We start from the raw sequence: 18183 nt of genomic DNA, 5'->3' as shown, positions 1-18183 counted from the left end.
AGTAGTTATTCAGCGGCCTGGGCCAGGGTGAGGGTAAAGCTATCGGCGATGGTAGCGGCCTGCGCGCGGATGGTGGCGGGGGTAAGGTCCCAGAGGCCGTGGGCGCCGTCGCCCAGCAGTCGGGCCTGGATCTGCAGGGCCTCCTCCCGGTCGAGGTAGGGTGCCCCGGTGGCCGGGTCGTGGGTAAATTGCAGGGCGTATACGAAACCGTAAGCCTCGCTGAGGGCGTGGAAGGCGGCGGTGGGGGAGGAGCCGGTCTCGATGGCGTCGGCACCGCGCATGAGGTAGAAGATGGCGCGCACGGCGGGTACGCGGCTGAGGCGTTCTTTGATCCGGTCGGCCTGGGCATCGCGGGTGGCATAGTCGCCGGCGACGATGGCGGCCCGTCCGGTGCGGAAGGCTTCGTAGACCTCCGCCGCGATGCCGGCGTAGTCGGGATCGTCGTTGACGCGGTCGAGGTATTCGTTGAGGAAGCTGTCGTCGTCGCCCAGGGTGGCGAGGGGGTCGGCCGGGTCGGCGGCGGCACCGAAGACGTAGCCGTAGGCCTCGTCCCACTTATGTTCCATGGTCGTGTAGACTGCGCCGTCGGCGGGGGTACCGGCGTCGTTGGTCTGCCGGTTATCGGCTTCGTCGAGGACCGCGGGGCTCAGGTAGTTGTTCAGCGTCTGGTCGAGCATGAGACCGCCGATCAGGGATTTGGCGAAGGCCTGGTTGTATTCGAGCCCTTGGGCGTTGACGTAGCGGGCGCGGGATCCGTCGGCCACCTGGCCGGGAACACCGGCGGCGGCGAGCGCTTCCCAGCGGGGGAAGACCTCGTTCACTTGTGCTTCGATCCAGCCGTCGAAGTCGGCGCGCACGGCGGCGGAGGTGGTGGCGTCGGCGAAGAAGTAATCGCGGCTGGCGGCGACCTTACCCCGTACCGATTTGGTGGAGGCGTTCAGGGCGGGGTCGGCGTAGGGGCTGACGTCTTCGCCATTGGGGCCCTCGTTGCGGAACATGTCGTCGAGTTGGGCCTCCGAATTTTGGGGGTCGAGGAAGGCACCGACGAGTTCCTCGGACATCAGGATGCGTTCGGTCTGCCCGGGGAAGGAGACGGTGGAAGCACCGTTGCGGCTGAAGGTGTACGTTTCCGGCACGTTGTATGCCGTGATCGGCTCGTCTTCCTCACAGGCGGTAAAGAAGAGGACGCAAAGGGCGAATAGGGGCAGTAGTCGGGTCATGGTCACGCTTATCTGTACTAAGTCTTAATAAACGCAAAAATAGAACAGCGGTGCCGGTACCTGCAATCCCGGCGGGTATTATTTCAAATTTGTCTAAATAAGTGGGGTCGCCGACGGTATTTAGGCCGGGTTGCCGTCGGCGGGGTGACAGTATGCGGGCCGTTCTTATCTTTCCCCACCCCAAGAGATGAACGACATGGCCACCCAACAACGAAAGCGTTTCAAGAAAATCCTCGTAGCCAACCGCGGCGAAATCGCGATCCGCATTCTGCGGGCCGCCAGTGAGCTCAAGTTGCGGACCGTTGCGATCTACACCTACGAGGACCGCTACAGCCTCCACCGCTACAAGGCCGACGAGAGTTACCAGATCGGGCCGGATGACGAGCCGCTGCGTCCGTACATCGATATCAAGGCCATCATTCAGCTCGCGAAGCAGAAGGGGGTGGACGCCATTCACCCCGGCTACGGCTTCCTGTCGGAGAATGTTGACTTTGCCCGCGCCTGTCTGGAGGCGGGCATCGAATTCGTGGGCCCCTCGCCCGACAGCATGGACCAGCTCGGCGACAAGGTCGCCGCCAAGAACCTGGCGCGCCGGGTGGGCGTACCCCTGATCCAGGACAGCGACAAGGACATCTCCGATCCGGAGACCGCCGTCTCCGAGGCCGCCCGCATCGGCTATCCCGTCATCATCAAGGCGGCCTCCGGCGGGGGCGGGCGCGGCATGCGCGTGGTGCGGGATGAGAAGCAGTTGCGTACGGAAGTCGTGGATGCGAGCAGCGAGGCCGAAAAAGCCTTTGGCGACGGTACCATCTTCCTGGAGAAGTTCATCGAAAATCCCCGCCACATCGAGGTGCAGCTGCTGGGCGACCGCCACGGTAACCTGGTGCACCTCTTCGAGCGCGACTGCTCGGTGCAGCGGCGGTTTCAGAAAGTGGTAGAGGTGGCCCCGGCGGCCAACCTGTCGCAGGAAGCCAAGGACAAGCTCTACGCATACGCCCTCAAGCTCGGTGAGGCAGTGGGCTACTACTGTGCCGGTACGGTCGAATTCCTGGTCGACCAGGACGACAGCATCTACTTCATCGAGGTCAACCCGCGGATCCAGGTCGAGCACACCATCACGGAGGAGATTACCGGTATCGATCTGGTGCGCACGCAGTTTCTCGTTACGATGGGGTACCGGCTGGACCACCCGACCATCTTCATCCGCAGCCAGGACGACATCCGCGCCAACGGCTTCGCGGTGCAGTGCCGCGTTACGACGGAGGATCCGGCCAACGACTTCAAACCCGACTACGGTACCCTGATCGCCTACCGTTCGGCTAGTGGCATGGGCATCCGCCTCGACGCCGGCTCGGCCTTTCCGGGGGCCATTATCAGTCCCTACTTCGACAGCCTGCTGGTGAAGGTCACCGCTTCCGGGCGGACGCTCAAGGGCGCCGCCGAGCGGCTGCACCGGGCCCTGCGGGAATTCCGCGTGCGGGGCGTAAAGACCAATATCGGCTTCCTGCTCAACCTGCTGCAGAACCAGGATTTTCAGGAGGGCAAGGCCACCGTGCGGTTTATCCCCGACCACCCGGGTCTGATGGAACTGCCGCAGTTCCGCGACCGGGGTACCCGCCTGCTGCGCTACCTGGCCGACGTGATCGTCAACGATAACCCGGACGTGGGCGACAAGAAGGACCCCAACCGGGAGTTTCTCCGTCCCGTCGTGCCCGCCTTCGACCCCTACGCCGAATTTCCCAAGGGAAGCCGCGACCGGCTACGGGAGCTGGGCCGCGACGGCTTCGTGGAGTGGTTGCGCAACGAAAACCGGATCCAGTATACGGACACGACCTTCCGCGACGCTCACCAGAGCCTGCTGGCCACGCGGATGCGCATGATCGACCTGCTCAACGTATCGCGCAGCTACGCTATGAATCAGCCCGGTGATCTCTTCAGTATGGAAGTGTGGGGCGGTGCCACCTTCGACGTGGCCCTCCGCTTCCTAAAGGAAGACCCCTGGCGCCGGCTGCGCAAGCTGCGTACCGCGATCCCCAACACGATCTTTCAGATGCTGCTGCGCGGCAGCAACGCGGTAGGGTACAAGGCTTACCCCGACAACCTGATCGTGAAGTTCATCGAGGAGGCCGCCCGCGGCTCCCTGCTGTACGATGCCCAGGGGCGGGAAAAAGGATACGCCGGTGGCATCGACCTCTTCCGAATATTCGATTCGCTGAACTGGATCAAGAACATGGAGGTGTCCATCAAGACGGTCCGGGAAAACACCGACAGCCTCGCCGAAGCCTGTATCTGTTACTCCGGTGACCTGACGGACCCCAAGGAAACCAAGTTCACCATCGGCTACTACGTCGACCTGGCCAAGCGCCTCGAAAGTGCCGGGGCCCACATGCTGGCCATCAAGGACATGGCCGGCCTGCTCAAGCCCCTGGCCGCCCGCGAACTGATCACCGCCCTGCGCGAGGAGATCGACCTGCCGATCCACCTGCACACCCACGATACCAGCGGCATTCAGAGCGCTACCTACCTGGAGGCCATCAACGCCGGCGTCGATATTGTCGACGTGGCCATTAACAGCCTCTCCGGCCTTACCTCCCAGCCGGGCTACAACAGCATCGTGGCCATGATGGAGGGCCACCCCCGGGAAAATCCCGTTGACCTGCCCCTTCTCAACAAGTACGCCGACTACTTCGAGGCGGTGCGTAACTACTACTATCCCTTCGAGACCGAGTTACGCGCCGGCACGGCCACGATCTACGACACCGAAATCCCGGGCGGACAGTACTCCAACCTGCGGCCGCAGGCCCGGGGGCTGGGCCTGGAAGAGGAATTCAGTACGATCCGCGAAAACTACTCCGCGGCCAACCGGCTCTTCGGTAACCTGGTCAAGGTGACCCCCTCCTCGAAGGTCGTTGGCGACATGGCCATGTTCATGACCAGCAACGGCCTGACGGAAACCGACGTCCGCGAGCGTGGCGATAAGCTCGACTTTCCGGATAGCGTGAAAAGCCTTATGCGGGGCGACCTCGGGCAGATCGAGGGCGGGTTCGATAAGCAGGTGCAGGCTATGGTCTTGAAGGGCGAGGAGCCCTATACCGACCGGCCTAACGCCCACCTCGAGCCGGTCGACTTTACTGCGGTGGCCCGGGAGTACACCGAAACCTACCACGAGGAACCCAGCACCATGGACCTGCTCAGCCAGCAGCTGTATCCCAAGGTCTTTGTCGAATACAAGGATTTTCAGGCCGCGTACGGCCAGGTGGCCAACCTGCCGACCCCGGCCTTCTTCTACGGGCTCAAACCGAACGAGGAGATCCTGGTCCGGCTGAGCGCCGGAAAGCGGATCGCGGTCAAGTACCTCAACATGACCAACGCCGACGAGCTGGGCAACCGATTGGTCTTTTTTAGCCTCAACGGGCAGACGCGCAGCATCACCGTCCGCGACCGCAGCCTGAAAAGTAAGGTAGCGGTACACACCAAGGCCGGCGGCAAGAATGAGGTGGGGTCACCCCTGCAGGGCAACCTGAGCCGTATCCTCGTGAAGGTGGGCGACACCGTTCGTGCCGGGGATCCCCTGTTCGTCATCGAGGCGATGAAGATGGAGTCAACGATCACCAGCCCGCTTGACGGCGAGGTTACCCTGATACCTCTGAAGGAAAAAACCCTGGTGGAAGCCAACGATCTGGTCGTGCGGGTGGAATAGTTGGTTAAACTTATTCGGCGTTTTGCGGTCTACCTCCCAAAGTCACCGGTAAACATGCTGAAGGGAATCAGCTCTTTCGTATTTCTTCTTTTGGTATCCGCCTGTATGGAAAGCGGCGATCCTCCGACCAGCCAGTCCGCCTACGGCCCGCTCCCGGCCGGGGCGGTTGAGGTGCCACGGGAGAGCGACCGCAGCTTCGTCGCCGGTGAGCGAATCGGCGGTATCACGGCGGGAATGCCGATGTCGCTAGTGGAGAACCTGTACGGTTCCGATCAGCTGACTCCGCGCGACTTGCCGGCCGGGGAGGGTACCACGGTCCCGGGCTACGTCCTATTTCCCGGCACCCGCGACGAGCTGTTCATCGAGCTCGGACACGATAAGCAGCCGGCGCGCGTACGGTTCAGCCATCCCCGGTCGGAGTGGCACGACGCGGCCACGGGACTGAGCATCGGCACCACCCTCGAGGAACTCCGGGAAATGAACGGCCGGCCCTTTACCTTTTTCGGCTTCGGGTGGGACTACGGCGGTACGGTAGGCGACTGGTCCGGCGGAAAGCTGGAGCAACTGCTGGTGCGACTAACGTACTCCCCGGAGCGGGTACCCCCCACGGGGCTGCCCGACACGCTGATCGGGGATCACCCGGTTTCGAGTACGGCCGATAGCCTGGACGGACTGGGCTTGCGGGTGCGGGAGATCATCGTGCCGATTCGCCGGCCCGCGGAGGAATAAAAGGAACGGGGGCCGCCGAAGATTCGGCGGCCCCCGTTTTCCGGCGGTAGCAAGGGAAGCCTAGCCTACGACGCGCTGGACCTCGCGGGCCGCGTCTTCCAGCGAAACGGCGGAGCGAACGTTCAGTCCGGAGTTGTCGATCAGCTCCTTGGCGATGTCGGCGTTGGTCCCCTGAAGACGGACGATGATCGGCACCTTGATGTCGCCGATGTTCTTGTAGGCATCGACCACGCCCTGGGCGACCCGGTCGCAGCGGACGATACCGCCGAAGATGTTGATCAGGATGGCTTCGACCCGTTGGTCGCGGAGGATGATGCGGAAGGCCTGCTCAACGCGAGCGGCGTCGGCGGTACCGCCGACGTCGAGGAAGTTGGCGGGTTCGCCACCGGACAGCTTGATAATGTCCATCGTGGCCATGGCGAGCCCGGCGCCGTTAACCATGCAGCCTACGTTGCCGTCGAGGTTGACGAAGTTGAGGCCGTAGCTCTGGGCTTCGACCTCCGTGGCGTCCTCCTCGGTGGTGTCGCGCATCTCGCCGATGTCCTTGTGGCGGTAGAGGGCATTGTCGTCTACGCTAAACTTGCAGTCGACGGCTACGATGCGGTCGTCTCCGGTGTGCAGGCAGGGGTTGATCTCGATCAGGCTGGCGTCGGCGCCGAGGTAGGCCTGGTAGAGCTTGGCGATGAACTTGGTCATGTTCTTGAAGGCGGTGCCCTCCAGGCCAAGGTTGAAGGCTACTTCCCGGGCATTGAAGCCCTGCATACCCAGCTCGGGGTCGATGTAGGTCTTGTGGACGAGGTGGGGGGTCTCCTCGGCTACGGCTTCGATGTCCATACCACCCTGGGTGGAGTGGATGATCACGTTTTGCTTACGCTCGCGGTCCATCAGGATGGAAACGTAGTATTCCTTGTTGGCGTCAAAGTCGGGCGCGTAGGCGTCCTCGGCGACGAGGATCTTGTTTACCTGCTTTCCTTCTCCCTCCATGCCGCCGGGCGTTTGGGGGGTCTTGAGTTGCATGCCCAGGATGTTGGAGATATGGGTTTTTGCTTCGTCGCGGTTCTTCGCGAGCTTGACGCCGCCGCCCTTACCCCGTCCACCGGCGTGAATCTGCGCCTTCACGACCGCGTAGGGACTGCCGGTTTCCTTGGCCAGCTGGTCATATTTGGTCATCGCCTCGTCGACGGTGTCGGCCGCGTAGCCGTTCTGGATCGGTACGCCGTACTTGCTGAGGATGGATTTGCCCTGGTATTCGTGGAGGTTCATTAGCTAGATTTTGGTGGGTGGTGAAGGTAGGAAAAATGTCGCGTAGACCGCAGGTACTCCCGGACGGGGGCTTTTGCCCCAGCTAGCGTCTGTGCGATGGTGCGGCACGCATCCCCCATAGGTGATCAGGGCGAATGTCACCCCACCCTGGTGCTACAGCTCTTCCGCATGTTCCTTCACCCAAGCCGCCCGCTCCAGGATGGCCGCCTGTTTCTCCGAGCCCTTCTTGTCCCAGGTGCTGTACATGAAGCCCATGCGGTAGTTGCTCTCGAAGCGGTCGCGGTGGCGGTCGAGGAAGTCCCAGTACAGGCTGTTGAAGGGGCAGCTCTTCTCGCCGGTGCGTTTGGTGTGCTGGTAGTGGCAATTCTTGCAGTAGTCGCTCATCTTGTTGATGTAGTTGGCGCTGCTGCAGTAGGGTTTGGTAGCGATGCGGCCGCCGTCGGCGCGCTGGCTCATGCCCCGGGTGTTGGTGATCTCAACCCACTGGATCGCGTCGATGTACACACCCAGGTACCAGGCATCGACCTCGTCGGGGTGGGCCCCGAGGATCAGCGCGAAGTTGCCCGTGATCATCAGCCGCTGGATGTGGTGGGCGTAGGCGCGGTCGAGGCTCTGGTTGATGGCGTGGCTGAGGCAATTCATCTTGGTATCGCCGGTCCAGTACCAGGAGGGTAGATTACCCTTGTGCTCAAGGTGGTTAACCGTCTCGAACTCCGGCATCTGCGCCCAGTAGACGCCGCGCATGTATTCCCGCCAGCCGATGATCTGCCGGACGAATCCTTCCAGCTGGTTGAAACTTATCTCGTCCTGCCGGTCCTTCCAGGCCGCGATGGCCGCGTCGATAACCTCCTTCGGGGAGATGAGCTTCGTATTCATGGCGAAGCTCAGGTTGGCGTGGTAGAGTAGGGGATCCTTCTCCGTCATTGCGTCCTGGTAAGTCCCGAAGTAGGGCAGGCGATTCTTGCAGAAATCGTCCAGCGCCCGCAGGCATTCTTCCCGCGTGACGGGGTAGGTGAAGCGGTTGTCCTTCATCCGGCCCATGGTGGGAATCCGGTGGCGCTCAATCAGTTCCACGATTTCGGTAGCGTCGCGCTCGAAGATCATGGCCTCGGGAAAGTCAATGTCATTTGGCAAGGTGCCGCGGTTATCGGCGTCGTAGTTCCACTGTCCGGTAGTCGGCTCGTCGTTGGCGTCCATCAGCACGTCGTGGCGTCGGCGCATCTCCCGGTAGAAGGTTTCCATCAGGTAGGTCTTCTTGCCTTCGAAGAGCTTTTCCACGTCGTCCCGTGTTGAGAGAAAATGCTCCGTATCGCAGCTTACTCCGCCAACCTTTTCTGAAAACGATTTCAACTCCTGGTCCAACCGCCACTCGTCGGGTAGCTGATATTCGAACGATTCGGCTTCCACCTCGCCGGCGAGTTGTTTTACGCATTGCGTGATGGTGAGCAGTCCGGCACCGTGGGTTTCGTCGAGGGTGCGGTAGAGCACTTTGTGACCGAGTTCCCGCAGGCGGTCGGCGAAGGCCCGCATGGCCAGGAAGAAGCCCGTGATCTTCTGCACGTGGTGCTCACAGTAGGTAGCCTCCGAATGGGTCTCGAAGATGCAGTACAAGGTGTCGTCGTCGGTCTCGGAGAACCAGGAGTGCTTTTCGTTGAGCTGATCGCCGAGGATCAGGCGCAGGCGGGAGTAGGGCAAGGGTGGTCTTTTCTGGTCTAACTGGAGCTACGTGGAAAGGGTTTAGGGGCGGGGGCGCGGGTGCCGTGCTCCCGGGTTGAGGACCTCCGGTCCGATTCATTGCGGGCGCGGCTAAGGATCAACCACAGAGGCTGCGCTCACGGAGGATTGCACAGAGTTACCACAGAGAAGTTGAGCAGAGGGCGCTGCGCGCGGGGGAGGCTAAACGCAGAGGAAAGGAGGGACGCTGAGGTGCGCAAAGATTCCCGGGTTGAGGACCTCCGGTCCGATTCATTGCGGGCGCGGCTAAGGATCAACCACAGAGGCTGCGCTCACGGAGGGTTACACAGAGTTACCACAGAGAAGTTGAGCAGAGGGCGCTGCGCGCGGGGGAGGCTAAACGCAGAGGAAAGGAGGGACGCTGAGGTGCGCAAAGATTCCCGGGTTGAGGACCTCCGGTCCGATTCAATGTAGGCGCGCCTAAAGGTTAACCACAGAGGCTGCGCTCACGGAGGGCTGCACAGAGTTGCCACAGAAAAGCTGAGCAGAGCGCGCTACGCGCGGGAGAGGCTAAACGCAGAGGAAGGGAGGGGCGCTGGGGTGCGCAAAGATTCCAGGGTTGAGGACCGCCGGTCCGATTCATCGTGGGCGAAAGATTCCGTGCAAATCTGGGTGAAACCAAAAGCGCCACAGGCGCGCAAAATTAAACCAGCCGGTAACAGCGGCACCCCCCCGAGCCCAGCATCCCCAGCGAAAGCGACCTCGCCCGTACCGGAAGCAGGTGGTGAGCGGCCGGCAGCGAGGTAAAGAGCAAATCGGCCTGGGTAGCGGAAGTGACTACGTCGAGTGTCAATTCCCGTTCCTGGGCGGCGAAATTGACGACAAAGAGTAAATCGGCGTCCCCGTAGGTGTCGGGCCGGAGCCAGTATGCGCAGCCGTCTTCGCGGACCGACACCGCACCCGCGGCCGCGCCCAGATGCGGAAGCGTACCCGCCGCGAAGCGATGCACCTGCTGCAGGGCCGTGAGGAGTTCCAGGTTGCCGCCCCAGCGCCAGGGCCCCGAAACGGCCTTCGGACTATTGCGCTCGCGGAAAACGTACAGCTTGGTGTAGTACTCGTTGGGGGCAGGGGAGTAGTGGCGGTCGCGCTGCTCGAAGCCGAGGGAATAGTAGAGCGGCAGCCGCCCTAGAAAGAGTCCGGTGAACAGCCGCGCCACCTCCCCGTGGTGGTGGAAGTGGTCGAAGCGGGGATCGTCCTTGTCGCCCGTAATGACGGTAAAGGCCGGTGTAACCGAGGTGACCTCGGCGATCTCCAGATAGGATTCGAGCGCGTTAAGGAACTCGGTGGTACCGGGCACGATGCTCTGCAGATTGCCTAACGTGACTTCCGCTTCGGAAGCCATAAGGTGCTGTACTTCATCGCCGTAAGCCATGGTACCGGAAGGTGCAAGGAAGCTCTCGGCGAAATAGGCGAAATGGGGAACCTTCGCTGCGATGTGCTGCTTCACCGCCCGCAGGGGATCATAAAACCCGTCGATGGTATCGGGTACGCCATCCGGGCGCATCTGCACGTGGGACATGTCCCCGCGCATAAAGTCGAAATTGTAGCGGGCCTGTTGCTCCGCGTATCTCTGCGTGAAGTAGTCCCAAACCTCCCGGCGGGGATAGTCGAAGTCGATGGCCCAGTCGCGGTTATCGTTCTTACGGCCGTACAACTTGAAGCGCGTGAGGGGGCCGAAGACCCGGCTCATGGGCTCCGGGCGCGTGATCCGGTAATCGCGCCAGCGGTGGCCGGCGTCGTCTACGGTGAGGGCTTCCGGTGAGGGGTCCACTTCGAGTCCGCGGTAGGGCGGACCCATGGTGGCGGGTACCGGCTCGAGATGAGCGTGGTAGAGGAAGTCGACCAGGTCCACGCGGCGCTCCACGCGACCGTCGTAATCGTCAGGGGACCCGAAGAGCCAGGTCAGCCGCTCCGTCTCGGGCATCTCGTAAAAGAACCCGCGTCGGGTGAAGGTCTGGTCCGGATGGTACTCGCTCAGCCATTCGAGGATTGCGGCCTCGGCATCCTCGTGGAGGTTCTCTCGGTGGTTGACGATGCTCAGGTCGTCCCGCTCGAGCCACTCGAAGTAGGAAGGGTTAGCCAGCACGATCTCGCTGTAGCGGTCGGTGTGGGGGATCACGTCCATTCCAACCACCTTGCCCATCGCGTGGAGGAGGTTGACGGTGACCTTGAGCTGATTTTCCAGGGAGCGCAGTTGGGGGAACATGTGCAGGGCCTCGTGGTCGAGGAACTCCCCGTTGAGGTTCCAGCTGGCCATCCCGTATAGACTGCCGACAACACCGGGCTCCCAGATCGGTAGGAGGTGAATGCCTCGGATGTGGTCGGGCAGCGTGAGGGCGTACTTCAGCACGTTCCAGAAGCTGCCCACCGTACGTACGTTGACACCGACGGTATGGCAGCGCTTGAGCCACTCACCGTCGGGGCGGTCGGCGAGATGGGAAGAGACCTTGTTTTCCGGATCCACTGCCCCCTCGAAGGCCTCGGCACCGAGGCGATCGCGCAGGATGCCCGCCAGTTGGATTCCGGTGTACTCCATTGCCCGCTGCGGGGCCAGGCCTACGACATAGGAAGTCTTTCCCTCGGTGTAGTCGGCAATCGCGGATGGACCGTTCGTTCGCCACCAGGCGCGGTATGCGTCGTAGTCCCCGGCCATTTTACTCGGTTTCTGCCAGCATCTCCCGGAGCAGCGACTGGGTTTCTTTCGGCTCCGCGCTGCCCTTGCTCTTTTTCATCACTTCGCCCATAAAGAAACCGATCAGTCCCTTTTTGCCCTTGCGGTAGGCGGCCACTTTGTCCGGATTGGCGGTCACCACCTCGCGGGCGATGCTTTCCAGGAAGCCGGAGTCGGTGTTCTGGATCAGACCCAATTGCTCCGCGCGGCCGGCCGGGTCGCCGGGGCGTTCCAGTAGGTCGGGGAGCAGGCGGGAGGCGGCATTGGCGGCGCTGACCTTTCCATCGCGGATAAGCCCTTGTAGAGCACTAAATTGATCGGGGGCGAGGGCGGGCTCGGCGTCGCGCGTGTTTGGCAGGACGCGGTTTACCCACAATTTCGCGAGCTCGGCCGGGGCGGGTGACACAGCGGCGTAGCGGCGGAAAGTCTCGAAGCGCTGGCGGTCCTCACCAATAAGGGCGGCCTCGTCGGCTTCCACGCCCAGCGCTACCAGTTCCTTGTAGGCCTCCCAGGGGAGGATGCCGAGAGATTCCCGCAGCTGAGTGATGTAATCTTCCGTCAGCACTACCGGTGGCAAGTCGGGGTCCGGGAAGTAGCGGTAATCGTGGGCGTTTTCCTTGTCGCGCAGGGCGGAGGTGGTGCCTGACTCCGGGTCGAACTGCCGCGTTTGTTGGGTGACTTCCTGGCCGTCCTCCACGAGTGCGATCTGCCGGTCGACCTCGTAGGCGATGGCTCGACGCGCGAAGCGCATGGAGTTCATGTTCTTAATCTCGCAGCGGGTACCGTATTCGGCACTTCCTTCCGGTCGTACGCTGATGTTGACGTCGCAGCGCAGGCTGCCCTCTTCCATGTTGCCGTCACTGATGCCAAGCCAGCGGACGAGCTGCCGCATGCCGCTCATGAAGGCGTCAACCTCCTCGGCGGACCGCAGGTCGGGCTCGGTAACGATCTCAAGCAGGGGCGTACCCGCCCGGTTGAGGTCGACCTGGCTGTGGGGATCGCCGGCGGCGTGGATCGACTTTCCGGCGTCTTCCTCCATGTGGATATGGTGAAGCTTTATGCTGCGACCTGTGGCCCCGTCGAGGCGGATCGGCAGATGCCCCCCGATGCAGATGGGGTGCTCGTCCTGGGTGATCTGGTAGCCCTTGGGCAGGTCGGCGTAGAAGTAGTTCTTCCGGTCGAAGGTGCTGCGGCGGCTGATCTGGCAGCCCAGGGCCAGTCCCAGTTTGACGGCAAATTCCACTTGCCGCTCGTTGAGGAAGGGCAGGGTGCCGGGGTAGCCCAGGCTCAACTCGCTGACCTGGTGGTTGGGGTCGGCTCCGAAGGCGTTGCGGTCGGCGCAGAAGGCTTTGCTCTCGGTGGCTAGCTGTACGTGGGTCTCGAGCCCGATGACGGTTTCGTAGTTGGCCATGGGGGCGAAGATAGCAGTCGCGGGTGTAGCAATTGGTGGTGGGCTGGCGATGGGCGCCGCAAAAATCGATTTGCATTTTTGCGGAAGACTTACTAGTACTCGCGCGGCGAGTTGCCGCCGCGCCACTAGCGACGCCAACGATATAGCTAAGGTGCACCCACCCGGACGGTGGCAAACTCGGTCCGCATATCCAGCTTTTCAAAGCCGTCGATACGGGTGAAAACATCGGGACGAAAGCTGATCATGATTTCGTGGAAGCCACCATCGGTTACTTGCAGCGGCCGGTCCATGGGTAACACGTCGGCGCTCTTCACCAAATAATCGAGGACTTCTCAGTCGTCCAAATTGCGCAGTTCTGCGGTGAAGATCTCGGTACGGATATAATCCACCCGCTGCGGAGGGAGGGAGGTAGTGAGGTAAGCCGGTCCGTCGGCAAGGTCCAATTTTTCGTCAAGGAAGCCGGACTGATTTCTTTGGTCGGGCAGGGACTGGAACGCATCACCGTTGCGTACCCCCGCGTCGCCGGCTTGCCCTTTGTGGATGGATCTGACGTCCATCGAGATTACTTCGAAAGCGTCGCTTTCGGTGGGCTGAAAGTAGATCCTCACCTCTCCCCAGGCGGGGTCTTCCCGGCAGCCCGTAAGGGCCAGGAGGCAGAGGAAGATTATCGGGAAGCTGCGTTGAATCATAGCATCCCCCCCAGACGCTCCACCACGTAGTCCACCTGCTCCCGCGTATTGTGGTGACCAAAGCTGAAGCGGATGGTGTGCCGTTTTGAGTCGGGGTGCAGGTGACCGACCACGTGGCTGCCCACATCGATTCCGCTCGAGCAGGCCGAACCACCGCTGGCGGAGATGCCGGCGAGGTCGAGGTTCATCAGGAGCAGGTCGCCCTTCGGCGATTCGGGGAAGCTCACCGAAAGCACCTTATAGTGGCTCCGCTCGGGGTCGCCGTTGAAGTTCACTTCGGGGTAGGTAGCCCGCAGCCGTTCCATCATGTACCGTTTGATGTCGGTGAGGTGGCTGGCCCACGCTTCCCGCTCCGCGACGGCCTTCTCCAGGGCTTTGGCCAATCCCACGATACCGTAGATATTTTCGGTGCCGCCGCGCATGTTGCGCTCCTGGGCACCGCCGTCGAGGTAGGGCTTGACGATATTTTCGCTGTTTATGTATACGAAGCCCACGCCCTTGGGTCCGTAGAATTTGTGGGCGGATCCCGAAAGGAAGCCCACCCGGGTGCGGTCGAGGTCAATGGGGAAATAGCCCATCGTCTGTACGGTATCGCAGTGGAAGAGCACGTCGTATTCGGCGCAGAGGTCGGCCACCTCCTGGAGGGGCAGCAAATTGCCGATCTCGTTGTTGGAGTGCATGAGGCTCACCAGCGTCTTTTCGTCGGTTTCCTCCACTCGGCGGCGCAGGTCATTGAGGTCTACGTGCCCCTTTTCGTCGATAGCCACCATCTCGATCCGGGCCGCCCCGGTAGCCGCGATCGCATCGAGACTGTGGAGGACGCAGTGGTGTTCGAGCGGGGAAGAGACGATGCGCGTAACGCCGAGGTCGCGCACCGCGTTCTTCAGCGCCATGTTGTTGGCCTCGGTACCGCCCGACGTAAAGAAGATCTCGCCAATGCTGCAGTTGAGGGCATTGGCCACGGTCTTGCGTGCCGCTTCGATGAGGCTGCGGGCCTTGCGTCCTTCAGCGTGGATGCTGGAGGGGTTGCCGTAGGTGGCGGCCATCACCTCGGTCATCGCGGTGAGTACCTCAGGATCGAGGGGAGTGGTGGCGGCGTTGTCGAGAAAAATGCGGTCCACGGGTCAGTCGGTTAGTTCAATCAGGATGGGGCAGTGGTCGGAATGGAGCGCGTCGTCGAGGTGCTCCACGCGAGCGATGCGGTCGGCCAGCTGGGCCGGGTAGCTGTGGTAGTCGATCCGCCACCCCTTGTTGTTGTTGCGGGCGTTGGCGCGGTAGCTCCACCAGCTGTAGGCGACCCGCTCGGGGTGGAGGTGGCGGAAGGCGTCGACCAGCTCGGTCTCGGCGAACCACTTGGTCATCCAGGCCCGCTCCTCGGGGAGGAAGCCGGTGGTCTTTTCGTTGCGCTTCGGGGCGTGCAGGTCGATCTCGTGGTGGGCGATGTTGTAGTCGCCGACGACCAGCAGGTTCGGGCGGGTCTTCCGTAACTCCTTGACAAAGTCCAGAAAATCATCCAGGAAGCGGTACTTATACGCCTGACGGTGTTCGCCTTGTCCGCCGTTGGGGAAGTAACAGTTCAGGATGGTCAGGTCACCGTGGTCGGTACGCAGTACCCGCCCTTCGCAGTCGTAAACGTCCAGTTGACAACCTTCGATCACCTGGGTGGGGGCTTCCTTGCTTAGCGTCAGTACGCCGGAGTACCCCTTCTTGCTCGTGGCGCTGTGCCAGGCGGCGTGGGGGTAGCCCGCGGCGGCCAGTTCGTCCAGTTCCACTTGGTGGGGGTGCGCCTTGGTTTCCTGCAGGCAGAGCACGGCCACGTCCACCTCGGCGGCCCATTCGGCCAGGCCCTTGCGGAGGGCGGCGCGGATTCCGTTTACGTTGTAGGTGGCTATGGTCACGGCTAAGGAATTAGGGGTGAGGGGGGGCGGATCAGTTCTTGAACAGTTCTTTCAGGCGCGGGGCGTTCTCGGGCTTCATCCGGCCGGCGAGCACCAGTCGGAGCTCGCGGCGGTTCATGGCGGCCTCGTAGCGCTGCTGCTCGATCTCGGTGAGGGGGAGCAGCTGGGGGACCTCCACCGGTGAGCCGTTGTCTTTGTTCAGGGCCACGAAGGTGAAGTAGGCGTGGTGGGTACGCCGGGGGTCGGTACCCTGCATGCTGGCCGCGAAGACCTCCACGTATACCTCGATGCTGGTGTTGAAGGCCCGGGTGACGCTGGCCTCGAGGGTGATCACTTCGCCGTTGCGGATGGCGCTGTTGAAGGCCACGTTGTCGACGCTGGCGGTGACCACCGGGCGCGCGCAGTGCTTGCCGGCGCAGATGGCGCAGCAGATGTCCATCCAGCGCAGCATATTGCCGCCCATCAGGTTGTCCTGGGGATTGGTGTCGTTGGGCATCACGAGCTCCGACATGGTCGTGAAGCTCTCGGCTACCCGCTTGGCTGGGGGGCGGCTCATTGCATGACTACTCCGGGGCGGCCCACGACGGGCAATTCGGTGAGGGCGTCCGGGCCGATGGTGCCGGCCGGGAAGGTGTAGCGCTTGTCGAGCATGTGCTCTCCGCGGTTGAAGCTGACCCAGTACTCGTTGGTAATGCCGAACAGGGCCGGCTGGATGGGCTCGATCTTTGCTGCCTCGCGGGCACCGAGCGACTGGTGGAAGTGGCGCAGCACGGTGGTCGTCTTATCGACGCCGTCGATGCTGCCGTAGCCCTGGCTGGTGATCAGTACGTTCTGCAGGGGGGTATCTCCGAGGTTGATCAGGTAGATGTCCCACAGTTCTTCGCCGGCCTCCCGGCGCGGTACTACGGCTACGGCTACGTCGGTTACTTCGGGCGTTGCTATATCTTTCTTCATGGGGAGGCAAGCAATTGGGCCGCAAAGGTAACAAGAAAGGCCCAGCCACGAGGCACCTACCCCCGGAGGTGTCGGCGGGCACAAACAACGCCGCCCGCCGCACCCGTCAGAATCCGTACAAAAGGCCCAGCTCCAGGCGCGACCCCTCCACCCGCAGGTCTCCGTCGCGGTACAGCGGCGTGAGGTGGCGGGTGTAGCCGAGGGTAAGGTTCAGGTGTCCGGACAGGCGGTAGTCGGCCCGGAGCCAGGCGGATAACAGGGAACGGTTTACGGTATGCACGGAGTAGTCTCCGGCGCGGGGCACCCCGCTGGCGACGGCGTTCAGGTCGGCCTGACGGACGCCGTTGAGGTCGAAAAAATCGGCGGTGGCGGGTGCGGCGACCACTGCCCCGTCCCGCTCATTCAGATTCACGGCCGGTCCGGTGCCCGCGAGCAGGTAGGTGTATTCGCCGCCCGCGGACAGGGACAGGCGCGGTATGACGTACCGACCCGCTCCGGCCCGGAGCGACGCGGAGTGGGTGGTGACGGTCAGCGATTCGTCGAGCGCTACCTGGTAGGCCATGACGCTCCCGTTGGCGGTCGTCGGATTATAGCTTACATATTCCAGCGCCAGTTCGTCCCCGGGGGAACTCTTTACACCCCGGCGCGCGTAATCGTACCGCAGGGCTACGGGAAAGAACCAATCGCCCCGTCCGAAGCGGCGTTCTACCATCCCGTAGCTACCGGGTAGAAAACTGCCGGGATACACCTGGGTGCCCGCCGCCAGGAAGTAGCGGCTGTGGGCGCTGGCGGGCACCAGGGGATCGGCCGGCGTGGACAAGCGGACCTCAGGCAATTCAGGGTTTACCGACAAGGCAGCCAGTGGAGCGAGGGGCAACGGCTCGACTATCAGGGCAAGTTTCGTGACCGGCTCCGGTGCGGAACCGGATGGGGCGGGCGGGGTAGGGGAGGTCGCTTCCCCCGAAACCGGGGCGGGGGCCGCAGGTGCCATGCCGCTTCGGAACAAGCCAGGGGATGTGGTTCGCCGGGCCGTTGCTGATCCGCTGGCCGCGGGGTTCAGCGGTTGAGGCGACCGGTCGGTGCCCGGAGTGGCGGCCCGGGCGGGACCGGGAGCTGCCGCGGGGGCGGGACCATTGGTTGCCGGAGCATCGGCGTAGGGTCGGGCGACGGGTGCCGGACCGTCAGCCGGGGAAGCCTCCGGCGGGAGGTTATACAGCACCAGCGCGCCCGCCCCGGCAAGGAGCAGGCACAGCAGGAGGGGAAGCAGGAACCGGCGCCGCCGCTGGCGGTCCAGACGGTGCTCCATATCGTTCCAGCCTTCGTCCCAGAAGGATTTGTCCGCGGTCCAGTCGGTATTCTTATCCGGCATAGCGATTGTGTTTGTGGGTTTCCTGACCCAGGCGTTCGCGCAGCAGCTGCCGGGCCTTATTCAGGTGCCAGCGGCTGTTGCCCTCGCTGAAGTCAAGCTTGTTGGCGATCTCGGCGTGGCTATAGCCCTCTACGGCAAAGAGCCAGAAGACCTCCTTGCTCGTTTCGGGCAGCAGGTCGATCAGTTTGCAGAGGTCGTCGGCGTAGAGCTGGTGGGTGGCGTCGTCGTCGGTGGGCCGGTCCCAGTTGGCGATCTGCAGAGTGGGGCGGCGGCGGTCGCGCCGAAACTGATCCACCGCGCTGTGGAAGACCACCCGTTTGACCCAGCCCTCCAGACTGCCCTCCCAGCGGAACTGGTCGAGCTTTTCAAAGACCTTCATCATCCCCCCGTTCAGCAAAGCCAGGGCCTCCTCCCGCGACGTGGCGTACCGCCTACAGGCCTGCAGGGCCGCGGGACCGTACCGGCGGTAGAAGGTCTCCTGGGCCCGGCGGTCCCCCGCCAGGCAGCCCTTCACAAGCGTTCGTTCTTCGGGGGTGGCGGACAAG

General features: G+C 62.8%; 15 protein-coding genes. 2 read left to right on the top strand and 13 right to left on the bottom strand.

Going from position 1 to position 18183, the window contains the following annotated elements; translation table 11 throughout:
• Positions 1–5 precede the first annotated feature (5 nt).
• A complete protein-coding gene (locus DQG19_RS03295) occupies positions 6–1220 on the bottom strand; it encodes a DUF4856 domain-containing protein (RefSeq protein ID WP_116125189.1) in 1215 nt (404 codons plus the stop codon).
• Positions 1221–1416: 196 nt separating this feature from the next.
• Between DQG19_RS03295 and DQG19_RS03290 the strand changes: the two genes are divergently transcribed.
• Together DQG19_RS03290 and DQG19_RS03285 are read left to right on the top strand one after the other, a co-directional pair.
• On the top strand, positions 1417–4920 hold the full coding sequence (locus tag DQG19_RS03290) for a pyruvate carboxylase (RefSeq protein WP_116125188.1): 3504 nt from the start codon (positions 1417–1419) through the stop codon (positions 4918–4920).
• Between the two features lie 54 nt (positions 4921–4974).
• Entirely contained in the window at positions 4975–5649 is a 675-nt protein-coding gene (locus DQG19_RS03285) for a hypothetical protein (protein WP_116124773.1), read from the top strand.
• Positions 5650–5709: 60 nt separating this feature from the next.
• Here the strand turns inward: DQG19_RS03285 and sucC are convergent, their stop codons facing one another.
• The 12 genes from sucC to DQG19_RS03230 form a co-directional block, all read right to left on the bottom strand.
• The gene (gene sucC, locus DQG19_RS03280; protein WP_116124772.1) at positions 5710–6912 is read right to left on the bottom strand and encodes an ADP-forming succinate--CoA ligase subunit beta; all 1203 of its coding nucleotides are present in this window, start codon (positions 6910–6912) and stop codon (positions 5710–5712) included.
• Between the two features lie 153 nt (positions 6913–7065).
• The gene (locus tag DQG19_RS03275) at positions 7066–8607 is read right to left on the bottom strand and encodes a cryptochrome/photolyase family protein (protein WP_116124771.1); all 1542 of its coding nucleotides are present in this window, start codon (positions 8605–8607) and stop codon (positions 7066–7068) included.
• A 682-nt stretch (positions 8608–9289) separates the two neighbouring features.
• Positions 9290–11299 (bottom strand): hypothetical protein, encoded by a 2010-nt coding sequence (locus DQG19_RS03270; protein ID WP_116124770.1) that lies wholly within the window; start codon positions 11297–11299, stop codon positions 9290–9292.
• A 1-nt stretch (position 11300) separates the two neighbouring features.
• The gene (gene gatB, locus DQG19_RS03265; protein WP_116124769.1) at positions 11301–12728 is read right to left on the bottom strand and encodes an Asp-tRNA(Asn)/Glu-tRNA(Gln) amidotransferase subunit GatB; all 1428 of its coding nucleotides are present in this window, start codon (positions 12726–12728) and stop codon (positions 11301–11303) included.
• 146 nt (positions 12729–12874) lie between these two features.
• Positions 12875–13042, bottom strand: coding sequence for a hypothetical protein (locus DQG19_RS20735; protein ID WP_198661640.1), 168 nt, complete (start codon positions 13040–13042; stop codon positions 12875–12877).
• An 18-nt stretch (positions 13043–13060) separates the two neighbouring features.
• Positions 13061–13417, bottom strand: coding sequence for a hypothetical protein (locus tag DQG19_RS03260; RefSeq protein WP_116124768.1), 357 nt, complete (start codon positions 13415–13417; stop codon positions 13061–13063).
• Complete coding sequence (locus DQG19_RS03255; protein WP_116124767.1) at positions 13414–14538, bottom strand: cysteine desulfurase family protein; 1125 nt, start codon at positions 14536–14538, stop codon at positions 13414–13416. The genes DQG19_RS03260 and DQG19_RS03255 overlap by 4 nt, the downstream gene beginning before the upstream one ends.
• A 3-nt stretch (positions 14539–14541) precedes the next feature.
• The gene (locus tag DQG19_RS03250; RefSeq protein ID WP_116124766.1) at positions 14542–15315 is read right to left on the bottom strand and encodes an exodeoxyribonuclease III; all 774 of its coding nucleotides are present in this window, start codon (positions 15313–15315) and stop codon (positions 14542–14544) included.
• 31 nt (positions 15316–15346) lie between these two features.
• On the bottom strand, positions 15347–15871 hold the full coding sequence (locus tag DQG19_RS03245; protein WP_116124765.1) for an acyl-CoA thioesterase: 525 nt from the start codon (positions 15869–15871) through the stop codon (positions 15347–15349).
• On the bottom strand, positions 15868–16269 hold the full coding sequence (locus tag DQG19_RS03240) for a hypothetical protein (protein ID WP_116124764.1): 402 nt from the start codon (positions 16267–16269) through the stop codon (positions 15868–15870). Before DQG19_RS03240 ends, DQG19_RS03245 begins: the two co-directional genes overlap by 4 nt.
• A gap of 106 nt (positions 16270–16375) precedes the next feature.
• The gene (locus DQG19_RS20730; protein WP_157974287.1) at positions 16376–17638 is read right to left on the bottom strand and encodes a hypothetical protein; all 1263 of its coding nucleotides are present in this window, start codon (positions 17636–17638) and stop codon (positions 16376–16378) included.
• Positions 17628–18182 carry an RNA polymerase sigma factor gene (locus DQG19_RS03230; RefSeq protein WP_157974286.1) on the bottom strand — a complete coding sequence of 185 codons (555 nt, stop codon included), beginning with the start codon at positions 18180–18182 and terminating at the stop codon, positions 17628–17630. The genes DQG19_RS20730 and DQG19_RS03230 overlap by 11 nt, the downstream gene beginning before the upstream one ends.
• Position 18183 lies beyond the last annotated feature (1 nt).

The sequence above is a fragment of the Lewinella sp. IMCC34183 genome (genome assembly GCF_003390915.1).
GTDB lineage: Bacteria > Bacteroidota > Bacteroidia > Chitinophagales > Saprospiraceae > Neolewinella.
The sequence above is the reverse complement of the archived record's forward strand: the minus strand, read 5'-3'. Positions and strand labels throughout refer to the sequence as shown.

What these genes read in the sequence shown, in the direction of transcription:
- DQG19_RS03295 (WP_116125189.1), bottom strand. Translation starts at nt 1,220, where the DNA reads ATGACCCGACTACTGCCCCTATTCGCCCTTTGCGTCCTCTTCTTTACC.
- DQG19_RS03290 (WP_116125188.1), top strand. Translation starts at nt 1,417, where the DNA reads ATGGCCACCCAACAACGAAAGCGTTTCAAGAAAATCCTCGTAGCCAAC.
- DQG19_RS03285 (WP_116124773.1), top strand. Translation starts at nt 4,975, where the DNA reads ATGCTGAAGGGAATCAGCTCTTTCGTATTTCTTCTTTTGGTATCCGCC.
- sucC (WP_116124772.1), bottom strand. Translation starts at nt 6,912, where the DNA reads ATGAACCTCCACGAATACCAGGGCAAATCCATCCTCAGCAAGTACGGC.
- DQG19_RS03270 (WP_116124770.1), bottom strand. Translation starts at nt 11,299, where the DNA reads ATGGCCGGGGACTACGACGCATACCGCGCCTGGTGGCGAACGAACGGT.
- gatB (WP_116124769.1), bottom strand. Translation starts at nt 12,728, where the DNA reads ATGGCCAACTACGAAACCGTCATCGGGCTCGAGACCCACGTACAGCTA.
- DQG19_RS03260 (WP_116124768.1), bottom strand. Translation starts at nt 13,417, where the DNA reads ATGATTCAACGCAGCTTCCCGATAATCTTCCTCTGCCTCCTGGCCCTT.
- DQG19_RS03245 (WP_116124765.1), bottom strand. Translation starts at nt 15,871, where the DNA reads ATGAGCCGCCCCCCAGCCAAGCGGGTAGCCGAGAGCTTCACGACCATG.
- DQG19_RS03240 (WP_116124764.1), bottom strand. Translation starts at nt 16,269, where the DNA reads ATGAAGAAAGATATAGCAACGCCCGAAGTAACCGACGTAGCCGTAGCC.
- DQG19_RS20730 (WP_157974287.1), bottom strand. Translation starts at nt 17,638, where the DNA reads ATGCCGGATAAGAATACCGACTGGACCGCGGACAAATCCTTCTGGGAC.